The organism is Pantoea sp. X-Soil-MYKO-1785, assembly GCF_059730675.1.
The window spans coordinates 1,711,391-1,725,846 of sequence record NZ_AP036000.1; the positions used below are offsets into that span (position 1 = coordinate 1,711,391).

Below are 14,456 nucleotides of genomic sequence, written 5' to 3' on the forward strand. Positions count from 1 at the left end.
GCGGGCAATATGCGCCGGATTTCATGTTTAGTCTAAGATCCAGGTCGCGGTATCGTTAGTGCGGCACGCTTTACTGGCACCGCCAACGGCGACACAGACCTGTTTCGTCTTGCGAGGACGAGGGCGATCGCTCTGGACGGTGGCGTCATAGCGGCTGCTTTCCACACCCGCTTTTAACGGGACGTAACCGATCATCGGACCGTCAGCCTGATCGGCAATCGCCAGCCAGTGATTTTCCACATTGCCTAATACTTCAAACGGTTTACCCGTTTCGAGATAGCGAACCACTTTGCCGCCGTAATCGGGCGTCGTCATCACTGACGCGCCATACAACGCTCTCCAGGTCTGATTGACCGGTTCAATTTCAGTCGGCGCCGCAACGGCATGCCGATGAACCAGCTTGACGCCGTTGATTTCGCTGGTCACCAGCGTGTCATCAGTGACGGGCGGCGGCGGGGCCTTACAGCCTGCCAGGGTAAGGACCGCCAGCAGTGTTAACGCAAGACTCTTTTTCACCATGTTCCTCGTGATCTCATCAAAGTATCTGCATATTGCCTGGCCCAACGTAACAGGGCGCCGACAATGGCGCCGCAGCAGGCCAAAGTTCTGACATTCAAAAAAAAGGTCAGATTACATCAGGATAGTACTGCGTTCAGTCTACCTAAGACTTTTGAGAATTCAAACCATTGCACCGGCTGCCGATGCGTGATAGCAGGCGCTTTTCTGGTAAGCCAGGGCGCGGGAAAAGCGCCATGCTTTACGATAGTTAAAGCTAACTGAATTATCGTGACGGCAAACTGGTTGAGAACCTTGCCGCGCATTCTGCCATGCAAAGGATTTCATTGGAAACTATTAAGTTTTTCTAATCACTCATTGTCAGAAATTTTTATCCGTTTGCCTTAAGAAACTCATCAAAATCGGAATTTACGGGCAGCCGTTCAGGCAATTGTGACGATAAAACGGCACGTCTTTTGCTTAATAATGGTTTTACGGCGATAAGAGGTGAGCCATGAGGGACGCCCTGACCTGGCTGCAGGCATCACGGGATAGCGATATTGCCAGCCTGCAACGGCTACTCCAGACCGGACGGCTGATTACCGCGGTCAGTGAGCTGGTCCATCAGCTGCAGCGGGAACGCGGAGCCAGCAATATCTGGATCTGTTCCCACGGTCAGCTGTTCAGCGCTGAGCGGATCGCCCGTCAGCAGGATGTCAGCGCCTGCCTGCAGCACGTTTATCAGGCGCTACCCCCCGCGCAGCCGCAGCCGGGCTACAGCCGCTTCTGTCATCTGATTGCCGCCGCGTTGCAGGCGCTGAGCGAACTGCCCGCACTGCGACAGCAGATCGCGGAGGGGACACTCAATCAGCCAGCGGCGATGGTGGCGTTTAACCAGGTGATCCGCACCTTACTCAACCTGGTATTTGAAGCCGCCGATACCGCCAGCCATCCCGATATCTCCCGCGCGCTGATTGCGCTGTTCAGCTTTATGCAGGGCAAGGAGCTGGCCGGACAGGAGCGTGCCATCGGCTCCGCTGGCTTTGCGGCCGGACAGTTCACCGCCGATCAGCGCAGCCAGCTGGTGGCGCTGATTGCGGCCCAGGAGCAGAGCTTTACGACTTTTCACGCGTTTGCCGATGACCAGGCGCGTAGCCAATGGCAGCCGCTGGCGCAGGCCAGCCGGGAGATTGAGCGGCTGCGGCGCATCGCCTGCACCGGTGGCCAGGCTGAAGCGACCGGCGCGCTGAACTGGTTTTCACTGCTCTCCGCGCGGCTCGATCAGATGAAACAGGTCGAAGATGGTCTCGCCACCACGCTGATGCTACGTTGCCGGACCGCAATTGCGCAGGCCGAGCTGCAGGCGGCGCTGCCGTTGACCCCGGCGCAGGCAGAGAGCAGCTTTGCGCTCTACGTTTCCGGTGCCGACTGGCTGCCCGGCGCGGCCACGCTCGACAGCGACGGTCTGGCGCCGCAGCTTGGGCGCTCGGTACTGTCACTGATTGGTGAACAGTCCCAGCGCTTGCAGCAGCAGGCCGATGAGCTGGCCGCCATGCGCGCCTCACTTGATGAGCGCCGGGTGATTGAACAGGCTAAGCACTGGCTGATGCAGCAGCATGGTTTCAGTGAACAGGCAGCCTGGCAGGCGCTGCGTAAAAGCGCCATGAACCAGAACAAACGGGTACTGGAGATCGCGCAGGCGGTGCTGGCTGTCGCCGCGACGCTCAACACCTAACCCGAAAGGGTTAGCTGCACAACGCTTGTGCGCAACCTGCGTCAGGAAAGTGCAAAAACGGTTACTTTTTCAACCGTGGCAGGGTGAAAACCCGGTGTTATAGCCGACGCTGATTCTGGCACGCGGCTTGCTTGATATGACAGACAGTGCGCATTGTTCCCGCCAACGGCGGTGGGGCCAGTGCTTTGGATAAAGGCGTCCATCCGCATGCTTCGGCATGTCGGAGGACGCCTTTTTTTATTCCTGTTCAGGGTCAATATGATGAGCAAAACGCCATTTTCTCTTTCACGACGTCAGTTACTGCTTTCCGGGGCCGCGCTGGGCGGTGCCTGGGTGATTCCGGGATTACGCAATGCCGTATGGGCGGCGGGCTCGGATGCGCCTGAGAAAAAGGCGGTGCGGGTCGGCTTTATTCCGCTCACCGACTGCGCGCCCGTGGTGATGGCGTCGGTTAAAGGATTTGATAAAAAATATGGCCTGACGCTACAGGCCAGTAAAGAGGCGAGCTGGGCGGCGGTGCGCGACAAACTGACCTCTGGCGAGCTGGATGCCGCACACGTGCTATACGGCATGATCTACGCCCTGCAGCTCGGGGTAGCCGGCCCGCAGCACGACATGGCGAATCTGATGACGCTCAACCACAACGGCCAGGCGATCAGCCTGTCGAACCAGCTAAAAGCCAGCGGCGTGACCGATGCGGCCAGCCTGAAAAAGGCGGTCGACAGCCAGGCCAAAGGCCATTTCACCTTTGCCCACACTTTTCCCACCAGCACCCACGCCATGTGGCTCTATTACTGGCTGGCCAATGCCGGCATCAACCCGTTTGAGGAGGTACGCACCGTGGTTGTGCCGCCGCCGCAGATGGTGATGAACATGAAGATTGGCAACATGAGTGGTTTCTGCGTCGGCGAGCCGTGGAACCAGCGCGCCATCAGCGACAACATCGGCTTTACCGCCGCCACCAGCCAGCAGATCTGGCCTGAGCATCCGGAAAAAATCCTCGGCACCCGCGCGCAGTGGGTCAATGAGAACCCTAACACCGCACGCGCGCTCACGGCTGCGGTACTGGACGCGGCCCGCTGGATTGACGCCTCCGACGATAACCGTCGCGAAACCGCGCAGGTGTTAGCCGGGCGCGCCTGGATCAATACCAAAGTTGAGACGCTGCAAGGGCGGATGCTGGGTCAGTACCAGAACGGCCTGGGTCAGTCGTGGCAGGACGCGCACCCGATGCGTTTCTTCGGTGACGGCAACGTCAGTTTCCCGTGGCTCTCCGACGGCATGTGGTTTCTGACCCAGATGAAACGCTGGGGCCTGCTGACCGACGATCCCGATTACCTGGCGGTGGCACGGCAGATTAACCGCATCGACATCTATAAACAGGCCGCCAGTGCGGTCGGCCAGATCGCGCTGCCCGCCACGCAGATGCGCAGCAGTACCCTCATCGACGGCAAAGTCTGGGACGGCAGCGATCCTGCCGCCTACGCCGCCAGTTTCGCTATCAAACGTTAAGAGAGGATGCCATGAAAACTGACGCACGCGCCCTGGCGCAGCCGGTACAGACCGACAGTAGTGCTACCGTGATCCCGCTGCAGATTACCCCGAAAGCCGCCGCCAGACCGGCTCGCCTGCGTCCGCTGATCCAGCGGGCAATTCCGGCCACCGGCGGGATGCTGTTGCTGCTGCTGGTGTGGCAAATTGCCGCGCTGTCAGAGCCGTCTTTTCCGACGCCGTATGCCACCTGGCAGGCGGCACAGGTGCTGTTTGCCGATCCGTTCTATAGCAACGGCCCCAACGATCAGGGCATCGGCTGGAACGTGCTGGCGTCGCTGCAGCGGGTCGCTATTGGCTTCGGCCTGGCGGCCGTGGTCGGCATTCCGGCCGGTTTTCTGCTCGGCCGCTTTCTGTTTATGGCGCGGATGTTCAATCCGATTATCGCCTTGCTGCGTCCGGTCAGTCCGCTGGCGTGGCTGCCGATTGGTCTGCTGCTGTTTCAGCGTGCCGAGCCTGCCGCCAGCTGGACCATTTTCATCTGCTCGATCTGGCCAATGATCATCAACACCGCCGAAGGGGTACAACGCATTCCGCAGGATTACCTCAATGTGGCGCGGGTGCTGCAGCTCTCTGAGTGGACGGTGATGCGCCGCATCCTGCTGCCGGCGGTGCTGCCCGCAGTGCTGACCGGGGTTCGTCTGTCGATCGGCATTGCGTGGCTGGTGATTGTCGCTGCCGAAATGCTGACCGGCGGACTGGGTATCGGCTTCTGGATCTGGAACGAGTGGAACAACCTCAACGTGGAAAACATTCTGATCGCCATCCTGATTATCGGCGTCGTCGGCCTGTTGCTGGAGCAGGGCTTGATGCTGCTGGTCCGTCGTTTTAGCTGGGATAAATAAGGAGTTCACCATGTCACAGATTATTCGCGTCCAGCAGGTCAGCCAGCGCTTCAATACCGCCAGCGGTGAGTTTCTGGCGCTGGATAACGTCAGCTTTGATATTCACCAGGGCGAAACCCTGAGCCTGATCGGCCATTCCGGCTGCGGCAAATCAACCCTGCTGAACCTGATTGCCGGATTAAGCCGGCCCAGCAGCGGCGTATTGCTGTGCGATAACCGCGAGATCGCCGGGCCGGGGCCAGAGCGGGCGGTGGTGTTCCAGAACCATTCGCTGCTGCCGTGGCTGACGGCGTTTCAGAACGTTGAGCTGGCGGTGCAGCAGGTGTTTAAAGGCCGGCTCAGTAAAGCGGAAATGCGCGACTGGATTGAGCACAACCTGAATCGCGTGCAGATGAGCCATGCAATGCACAAGCGGCCGGGTGAGATTTCCGGTGGCATGAAGCAGCGCGTCGGTATCGCGCGGGCGCTGGCGATGAAACCGCGGGTGCTGCTGCTGGATGAGCCATTTGGCGCGCTGGACGCCCTGACTCGCGCGCATCTGCAGGACAGCGTGATGCGCATTCAGCAGGAGCTGAACACCACCATCGTGCTGATCACCCATGACGTCGATGAAGCGGTGTTGTTGTCAGATCGGGTACTGATGATGACCAACGGCCCGGCGGCGCGGGTCGGTGAGATCCTGCCGGTCGATCTGCCGCGTCCGCGCTCACGCGTGGCGCTGGCCGACGAGCCGCGCTATCACCAGCTACGCCAGCGGGTGCTGCACTTTCTGTATGAAAAACAGACCACGGCGGCGTGAGGATCGCATCATGAGGCAACGGCTGCTGGTGATTGGGAATGGAATGGCGGCGATGCAGCTGGTCGAAAGCCTGCTGCAACGCGCGCCGCAGCGCTACGCCATCACGGTGATCGGTCGCGAACCGCACGGCAACTATAACCGCGTGCTGTTATCACCGGTGCTGGCTGGCGAGATGCACTTCAGCGAAACCCTGATTCATCCACCGTCATGGTATCAGCAGCACGGCGTGACGCTGCTGGCAGGTGAAACGGTGCGGCAGGTCGACCTGGCGGCCCGCACGGTGCTGACCGACCAGCGTCAGCTGGGCTGGGACCGGCTGGTTTTCGCCACCGGATCGCAGCCGCGTCTGCCGGCCATCACGGGCATCGATCGGCCGCAGGTCAGCGGTTTCCGCAGCATCAATGATGTTGAACGGCTGCTGGCGGGCCAGGGACCGGTGGCGGTGCTGGGGGGCGGTTTCCTCGGCATTGAGGCGGCGGCGGCACTGCGGGCGCAGGGCCGCGAGGTGACGCTGATCCACCATAAAGGCTGGCTGCTCGATCGCCAGCTGGATGCCAGAGCGGGCGAACTGCTGCTGACGGCGCTGCGCGGGCGTGGCATCCGCTGTTTGCTGAACAGTGGGCTGCAGGCGATCACCGCAACCGGCGTCACGCTGGCGGATGGCACTGATTACGCCGCCGGGCAGGTGGTGATCGCCATCGGCGTGGACCCGGCCGTGGCCGTGGCACGGGCGGCGGGGCTGCCGTGCCAGCGTGGGATTCTGGTCGATCGCCAGCTGCGCAGCGCGGTGACCGATGTCTATGCCGTCGGCGAGTGCTGTGAAATTGAAGGGGAAACCTTTGGCCTGGTAGCGCCCTGTCTGGCGCAGGCGCAGGTGCTGGCAGCGCAGCTGGCCGGTTCGCCACAGGCTGATTATCGCACCCAGCCTGGCGGCACGCGGCTGAAAGTCAGCGGCATTTCACTGTTCAGCGCCGGGGATATCAGTGAAGCGCCGTCGGTCAGCAGTTTTGATCCGCTCTCCGGCGACTATCGTCGTCTCTTTCTGCGACAGGGACGCCTCAACGGCGTGCTGCTGTTTGGTGACAGCCAGCAGGGGGCCGCACTGCTCGGCCGCCTGCAGCGTGCTGAACCCGCCACTCTCGCCACCCTGTTCGATCCCGATCAACCTGAAACGCAGCCGCAGGCTGCAGAGAGTCTTCTGATGAGCAAACCTTTATTAGCCGTGATCGGTCACGGCATGGTCAGTCACTATTTTCTTGAGCAACTGGTCGCCCGTGAACTGCATCAGCACTATCAGATTGTGGTGTATGGCGAAGAGTCTCAGCCAGCCTATGACCGGGTGCATCTGTCGGACTATTTCAACGGCAAACAGGCGGCCGATCTCTCACTGGTGGCAGAGGATTTTTTTGTGCAGCACGGCATTGAGCTGCGCACGGGCTGTCAGGTGGTGGCGATTGATCGGGCGCAGCGCAGCCTGACTGACAGCGCAGGTAACCAGCTGGCGTGGGATCGGCTGGTGCTGGCAACCGGATCACGCGCCTTTGTGCCGCCGATTCCCGGCCATGATGCGGCACGCTGCTTCGTCTACCGCACGCTCGACGATCTCGATGCGATTGCTGCCTGCGCCCGTCACAGTCAGCGCGGCGTGGTGATTGGCGGCGGGCTGCTGGGTCTGGAAGCGGCCAATGCGCTGCGGCAACTCGGGCTGGAAACCCACGTGGTGGAGTTCGCGCCGCGCCTGATGGCGATGCAGCTCGATGAGGGCGGCGCATCCATGCTGCGTCAGAAGATCGAGTCGCTCGGTGTGACGGTACACACCTCAAAACAGACTCAGCAGATTGAGACTCAGGCCGACGGCAGCGTACTGCTGCACTTTGCCGATGGCAGCAGCCTGCCCAGCGATCTGGTGCTGTTCTCCGCCGGCATCCGGCCACGTGATGAGCTGGCGCGTGAGGCCGGTCTGACGCTCGGTGCGCGCGGCGGTATTGAGATTAACGATCGCTGTCAGACCAGCGATGAAGCGATCTACGCCGTCGGCGAATGCGCGCTGTGGAACGGTCAGATTTTTGGGCTGGTGGCGCCAGGCTATCAGATGGCGCGGGTGCTGGCGGGCCATCTGGCGGCAGAACCCGCTGCGTTCAGCGGTGCGGATATGAGCACAAAGCTCAAACTGCTGGGCGTCGAGGTCGCGTCGTTTGGTGATGCGCAGGGGCGCACCGTCGGCAGCCAGAGTTATCACTGGACCGACGGTCCAAAAGGCATTTACAAGAAAATCGTGGTCTCCGGCGACGGCAGCCGGTTGCTGGGCGGCGTGCTGGTGGGGGACAGCAGCGATTACGCCACCCTGCTGCAGATGATGCTGAATGCGCTGCCGCTGCCGGCCGCGCCTGAGAGCCTGATCCTGCCGCTGCTGGCGGGCGCACCGGCCAAAGCGCCGGGCGTGGCTGCGCTACCCGACAGCGCCCAGCTCTGCTCCTGTCATAACGTCAGCAAAGGCGATATCTGCGCAGCGGTGAAAAGCGGCTGCAGCGAAATGAGCAGCATTAAAAGCTGTACCAAAGCGGCCACCGGCTGCGGCGGCTGTGCGGCGCTGGTGAAACAGGTGATGGAATACCAGTTGTCGAACCTCGGCGTGGTGGTGAAGAAGGATGTCTGCGAGCACTTCGCCTGGTCGCGGCAGGAGCTGTATCACCTGATCCGGGTGGAGGCGATCAAAACCTTTGACGATCTGCTGGCGGCGCACGGCAACGGCCACGGCTGTGAAGTGTGTAAACCGCTGGTGGCCTCGCTGCTGGCCTCCTGCTGGAACGACTATCTGCTGCAACCGGCGCATCTGCCGCTGCAGGATACCAACGATCGCTACTTTGCCAATATCCAGAAAGATGGCACCTATTCAGTGGTGCCGCGCGTTCCGGCGGGTGAGATCACTCCGCAAGGTCTGATTGCCATTGGCGAAGTGGCGGCGCGCTACGATCTCTATACCAAAATTACCGGCGGGCAGCGCATCGATCTGTTCGGCGCACGGCTCGATCAATTGCCAGCTATCTGGCAGACGCTGCTGGACGCGGGCTTCGAAACCGGCCACGCCTACGGCAAATCGCTGCGCACCGTGAAGTCCTGCGTCGGATCAACCTGGTGCCGCTATGGCGTGCAGGACTCTACCGCCTTCGCTATCGCGCTGGAGCACCGCTACAAGGGCCTGCGCGCCCCGCACAAAATCAAGATGGCGGTTTCCGGCTGTACCCGCGAATGTGCCGAAGCGCAAAGTAAAGATATCGGGGTGATCGCCACTGACAAGGGCTGGAACCTCTATGTCTGCGGCAATGGCGGCATGAAGCCGCGTCACGCCGATCTGTTCGCCAGCGACCTCGACGACGCCACGCTGCTGCGGTATGTCGATCGTCTGCTGATGTTTTATATCCGAACCGCCGACCGGCTGCAGCGCACCAGTGTCTGGCTGGATAACCTCGAAGGTGGTCTCGACTATCTGCGTCAGGTGGTGATTGACGATAGTCTCGGGCTGGCGGCAACGCTGGAGCAGGAGATGCAGCAGGTGGTCGGGGCGTACCAGTGCGAATGGCAGACCACGCTGGCCGATGCGTCACGCCTGGCGCTGTTCACTCCGACGATCAATAGCGATCGGCCGGATGAGAGCCTGCACTACAGCCGGGTGCGTGGCCAGCGCCAGCCGGACGCGGCCACGTCCCGCCCGTTGCTGCAACTGCCGGCCGAGCGATGGAACGCGGTCTGCGTTCTTGACGCGGTGCCGCAGCAGGCCGGCATCGGGGCGCGGCTCGGCAGTGAGCGTATCGCGCTGTTCCGCTTTGGCGAGACGCTTTATGCGCTGGAAGATCGCGAGCCAGGCAGCGAAGCCAGCGTGTTGTCGCGCGGTATTCTCGGTGATGTTGGCGGCGAGCCGGTGGTGATTTCGCCACTTTACAAGCAGCGGGTGCGGCTGCGGGACGGTCAGAATCTGGATAATCCGCAGCACCCGTTACGCTGCTGGCCGGTGAAGCTGGAAGCGGGGCAGATCTGGCTGGCTAACCGTCCGGCGAATCAACTGGCGCAGGCATCATGAATACCACCTGTCCCTATTGCGGCGTCGGCTGTGGCGTCTGCGTGACGCCGCAGGACAATCATCGGGCGCAGGTGACGGGCGATCCGCGGCATCCGGCCAACGCCGGGCGGTTGTGCGTCAAGGGAGCGGCGTTAGGCGAGACGCTGACGCCACAGGGACGGTTGCTGAAGGCGCAGGTTAATGGCCAGCCGGTGACGCTTGACGCGGCGCTGGATGCGGCGGCGGCGGGATTACGCGCGGTGATCGAGCGTGACGGCCCGCAGGCGGTGGCGTTTTACGGTTCCGGCCAGTTGCTGACTGAGGATTATTACGTCGCCAATAAGCTGATGAAGGGCTATATCGGCAGCGCCAATATCGATACCAACTCGCGGCTCTGTATGGCCTCGGCGGTGATCGGCTATAAGCGTGCATTCGGTGCGGATGCGGTGCCCTGTTGTTATGAGGATCTGGATCAGGCCGATCTGGTGGTGCTGGTCGGTTCCAACGCGGCCTGGGCACATCCGGTGATCTGGCAGCGGCTGGCGCAGGCGAAGCAGCAGCGACCTGATATGCGGATGGTGGTGATCGATCCGCGACGCACCGCCAGTTGCGACCTGGCCGATCTGCATCTGCCGCTGCGTCCTGGCAGCGATACGCTGCTGTTTTCCGGCCTGCTGCGCTGGCTGGACAAGCAGGGTGGCATCGATCAGACCATGCTGCCGCACCTGAGCGGCGTGGCGGAAACGCTGGCGGCGGCGGAGCCGTGGCAGGTGGCGCACGTCGCCGCCGAGTGCGATCTGACGCCGCAGCAGGTGACCGACTTTTACCGGTTGTTCAGCCAGACCGGGCGGGTAGTGACGCTGTGGTGCATGGGGATTAATCAGTCGATCACCGGCAGTGATAACAATCAGGCGATCCTCAATGTGCATCTGGTAAGCGGCAAGATCGGGCGGCCGGGTTGCGGTCCGTTTTCCCTGACCGGACAGCCAAATGCGATGGGAGGACGTGAAGTGGGCGGGCTGGCTAATCAGCTGGCGGCGCATATGGGGTTTGATCCGGCTGACTGCGATCGGGTGCAGCGTTTCTGGCGCAGCCCGACTATCGCCCGTCAGCCCGGCCTGACGGCGGTGGAGCTGTTTCAGGCTATCGCCACCGGCGAAGTTAAAGCGGTGTGGATTATGGGCACCAATCCGGCGGTCTCAATGCCAGAGGGCAATCGGGTGGCGCAGGCGCTGGCGGCCTGTCCGCTGGTGATTGTGTCGGACGTGATGGCGCAAACCGATACCAGCGCGTTTGCTGACATTCTGCTGCCGGCCCACGGCTGGGGCGAGAAAAATGGCACCGTGACCAATTCAGAACGGCGGATTTCGCGTCAGCGCGCCTTCGCCGCCGCGCCCGGCGATGCCCGTCCCGACTGGTGGCTGCTGGCTCAGGTGGCCCAGCGTTTAGGCTTTGACGGATTTAACTGGCAGCATCCGGCGGCGATTTTCCGTGAACATGCGGCGCTGTCGGGCTTTGAGAACGGCGGTCAGCGGGCGTTTGATATCAGCGCGCTGGCGCAGTTAAGTGATGCGGACTGGGATGCGTTGCGTCCGGTTCAGTGGCCGGTCAACGCTGAGTATCCTGCTGGCTGCGCCCGCTTGTTTAGCGATCGCCGGTTCTATCATCCAGATGGCAAAGCCCGGCTGTGGGTACCGGCGACGCCCGCGCTGACGCCCCGCGCGGCGGCTTATCCGTTGCTGATGAATACCGGTCGGGTGCGCGATCAGTGGCATACCATGACCCGCACCGGGCTGGTGCCACGGCTGATGCAGCACTGTGACGAGCCGTTTGTGGCGCTTCATCCGGCCGACGCGGCCCGCTATGGGCTGACGGCGGGGGCGCTGGCCCGTGTGCAGTCGCTGTCTGGCTGGATCAGCGCGCGGGTGACGCTGGATCGCGGGTTGCGACGCGGGGAGTTGTTTGTGCCGATGCACTGGAACCGGCAGTTCAGTCAGCAGAGCCATGTCGATGTGTTGATCGCCGCGCGCGGCTGTCCGTTTTCGCGACAGCCGGCGCTGAAGCAGACGCCGGTGCGGATTATGCCGTTGCCGGTGAGCTGGCAAGGCTGGTTATGGCAGCCGACGCTGGCGTCACCTGCGGGATTGCGTTACTGGGCGCGGTCACCCTATGCCGGGGTGCAGCGTTATGTGGTTGCTGGCGAGCATACGCCGCAAGCGTGGCTGGCAGCGCATTATGATCTTAGCGGATGCCAGTTGCAGATCGCTGACGGCAGCGGCAGTGATTACCGGGTGCTGGCATGGCGAGACGGCATGCTGCAGCTGGCATTGTATGCCGGGGCTGGCTTGCCGGCAGTCGACCATAATTTCGTCGCTGCCGCGTTTCAGGCTGCGCCGTCGGATGCGTTTCGGCGGCATCGGCTGCTGGCAGGCCAGGCCGCACAGGGTCAGGCGGCGGGGCGGATTATCTGCAGTTGCATGGCGGTCGGTGAGCAGGCCATTTTGCAGGCGGTGGCGCAGGGGTGTGATACGACTCAGGCGCTGGGTGAGAAGCTTAAATGCGGCACGCAGTGTGGTTCCTGTATTCCGGAACTGAAACAGCTGTTGCGTTCCCAATCGGTTACGGAGGTGTCATGACGCTGTTAATTGAGTCGCTGGATAAATTACTGTCGCCGCAGGGCAGTGTCCCGCCGCAGGGCGCGGTGTGGTTAGTGGGTGCCGGGCCGGGCGACGTTGAGTTGCTGACGGTGAAAGCGTTGCGTTTACTGCAGCGTGCCGAGGTGGTGGTGTATGACCGGCTGGTGAGCGAGGCGGTGATGGCGGAAGTGCCCGAGAGCGCGTTGTGCATTGATGTGGGTAAGCGGCCTGGGCAGCATGGTCTGAAGCAGGCGCAGATCAATCAGTTGCTGGTGGATCTGGCACGCAGTGGCCGCCAGGTGATCCGTTTGAAAGGCGGCGATCCGTTTATTTTTGGTCGCGGCGGCGAGGAGATGGTGAGTCTGCAGCAGGCCGGAATTCGATGTGAGGTGGTGCCGGGGATTACCGCCGCGGTGGGCTGCGCGGCGGCCAGTGGTATTCCGTTGACCCACCGTGATTGCGCGCAGTCGTTGCGGCTGATCACCGGGCACGGGCGCAGCGGGGAGCCGCAGCTGGATGCGGCCGCGCTGGCGGCGGATAACCAGACGCTGGTGTTTTATATGGGGTTGAGCTGGAGTGCTTCGATCAGCAGGCAGTTGCAGGATTACGGGCGTGATGCGTTGACGCCGGTGGCGATCATTGAGAACGGTACCCGGCCGGATCAGCGGGTGTTGATTACCACGCTGGCCGGGCTGGCGCAGACGGTGGATCAGGAGAAGCCGGTTTCGCCGTCGTTGTTGCTGGTCGGTGAGGTGGTGCGTTATTACCGGGCTGACTTCCAGGTTGGGGTGATGGCGCGCGTTGCGGCGTGTTGAGAGGGAGTGTATGTGCGGGTGCAAAGTTGCGGTGTTGCGGGGATGCAGCGGTGTAGCGGTCAGTAAAGGCCGGCCCGACTGCAAGGGAATCCCGCATCTCTGCGGACTGGTCTCGCCATCCGTGGCTCGCACACCTTGCTTTTCGGGCAGGCACTTGCTGCCCGGCTGGCTGGGATGCGGGGATTGGGCGGAAGGGCGGAGAGGCGTTAATGTTGGGGGGAGCGGGCTGATAGCCAGGTGTGGCTGACAGCAACAATGCTGCTGCGCGGGCTGATAGTCAGGTGCAGCGGTCAGCAAGGGCCGGCCCGATCGCAAGGGAATCCCGCGTCCCTGCGGACTGGGCTCGCCATCCGTGGCTCGCACACCTTGCTTTTCGGGCAGGCATTTGCTGCCCGGCTGGCTGGGGTTCGGGTGAAGGGCGGAGAGGCGTTAATGTTGGGGGAGCGGGCTGATAGCCAGGTGTGGCTGACAGCAACAATGCTGCTGCGCGGGCTGATAGTCAGGTGCAGCGGTCAGCAAGGGCCGGCCCGATCGCAAGGGAATCCCGCGTCCATGCGGACTGGGCTCGCCATCCGTGGCTCGCACACCTTGCTCTTCGGGCAGGCACTTGCTGCCCGGCTGGCTGGGGTGCGCGGTTCGGGTGAAGGGCGGAAAGGCGTTAATGTTGGGGGAGCGGGCTGATAGCCAGGTGTGGCTGACAGCAACAATGCTGCTGCGCGGGCTGATAGTCAGGTGCAGCGGTCAGCAAGGGCCGGCCCGATCGCAAGGGAATCCCGCGTCCCTGCGGACTGGGCTCGCCATCCGTGGCTCGCTCACCTTGCTCTTCGGGCAGGCACTTGCTGCCCGGCTGGCTGGGGTGCGCGTTTCGGGTGAAGGGCGGAGAGGCGTTAATGTTGGGGGAAGCAGGCTGATAGCCAGGTGTGGCTGACAGCAACAATGCTGCTGCGCGGGCTGATAGTCAGGTGCGACGTTCAGCAAGTGCCGGCCCGATCGCAACGGAATCCCGCGTCCCTGCGGACTGGGCTCGCCATCCGTGGCTCACACACCTTGCTTTTCGGGCAGGCACTTACTGCCCGGCTGGCTGGGGTGCGCGTTTCGGGTGAAGGGCGGAGAGGCGTTAATGTTGGGGGAGCGGGCTGATAGCCAGGTGTGGCTGACAGCAACAATGCTGCTGCGCGGGCTGATAGTCAGGTGCAGCGGTCAGCAAGGGCCGGCCCGATCGCAAGGGAATCCCGCGTCCCTGCGGACTGGGCTCGCCATCCGTGGCTCGCTCACCTTGCTCTTCGGGCAGGCACTTGCTGCCCGGCTGGCTGGGGTGCGCGTTTCGGGTGAAGGGCGGAGAGGCGTTAATGTTGGGGGAAGCAGGCTGATAGCCAGGTGTGGCTGACAGCAACAATGCTGCTGCGCGGGCTGATAGTCAGGTGCGACGTTCAGCAAGTGCCGGCCCGATCGCAACGGAATCCCGCGTCCCTGCGGACTGGGCTCGCCATCCGTGGCTCACACACCTTGCTTTTCGGGCAGGC

General features: G+C 62.5%; 8 protein-coding genes. 7 read left to right on the forward strand and 1 reads right to left on the reverse strand.

The window, feature by feature from the left end; translation table 11 throughout:
- Positions 1-27 precede the first annotated feature (27 nt).
- Positions 28-519, reverse strand: a complete 492-nt coding sequence (locus tag AC6I8D_RS07950; protein WP_497819910.1) for an SH3 domain-containing protein — start codon at positions 517-519, stop codon at positions 28-30.
- Between the two features lie 490 nt (positions 520-1,009).
- On the opposite strand from AC6I8D_RS07950, the gene AC6I8D_RS07955 reads away from it, so the two are divergent.
- From AC6I8D_RS07955 to cobA, 7 genes are all read left to right on the forward strand, one after another.
- Positions 1,010-2,230 carry a nitrate- and nitrite sensing domain-containing protein gene (locus tag AC6I8D_RS07955; RefSeq protein ID WP_312057040.1) on the forward strand — a complete coding sequence of 407 codons (1,221 nt, stop codon included), beginning with the start codon at positions 1,010-1,012 and terminating at the stop codon, positions 2,228-2,230.
- Between the two features lie 261 nt (positions 2,231-2,491).
- Entirely contained in the window at positions 2,492-3,742 is a 1,251-nt protein-coding gene (locus tag AC6I8D_RS07960) for a CmpA/NrtA family ABC transporter substrate-binding protein (protein ID WP_312057067.1), read from the forward strand.
- Between the two features lie 11 nt (positions 3,743-3,753).
- Positions 3,754-4,626: a nitrate ABC transporter permease gene (gene ntrB / locus AC6I8D_RS07965; RefSeq protein WP_312057042.1), complete on the forward strand. Its 873-nt coding sequence runs from the start codon at positions 3,754-3,756 to the stop codon at positions 4,624-4,626.
- Between the two features lie 10 nt (positions 4,627-4,636).
- Positions 4,637-5,425, forward strand: coding sequence for an ABC transporter ATP-binding protein (locus tag AC6I8D_RS07970; RefSeq protein ID WP_312057044.1), 789 nt, complete (start codon positions 4,637-4,639; stop codon positions 5,423-5,425).
- 10 nt (positions 5,426-5,435) lie between these two features.
- On the forward strand, positions 5,436-9,503 hold the full coding sequence (gene nirB, locus AC6I8D_RS07975) for a nitrite reductase large subunit NirB (RefSeq protein ID WP_497819911.1): 4,068 nt from the start codon (positions 5,436-5,438) through the stop codon (positions 9,501-9,503).
- Complete coding sequence (locus AC6I8D_RS07980) at positions 9,500-12,118, forward strand: nitrate reductase (RefSeq protein WP_497819912.1); 2,619 nt, start codon at positions 9,500-9,502, stop codon at positions 12,116-12,118. Before nirB ends, AC6I8D_RS07980 begins: the two co-directional genes overlap by 4 nt.
- Positions 12,115-12,933, forward strand: coding sequence for a uroporphyrinogen-III C-methyltransferase (gene cobA, locus AC6I8D_RS07985; RefSeq protein ID WP_497819913.1), 819 nt, complete (start codon positions 12,115-12,117; stop codon positions 12,931-12,933). Before AC6I8D_RS07980 ends, cobA begins: the two co-directional genes overlap by 4 nt.
- Positions 12,934-14,456 lie beyond the last annotated feature (1,523 nt).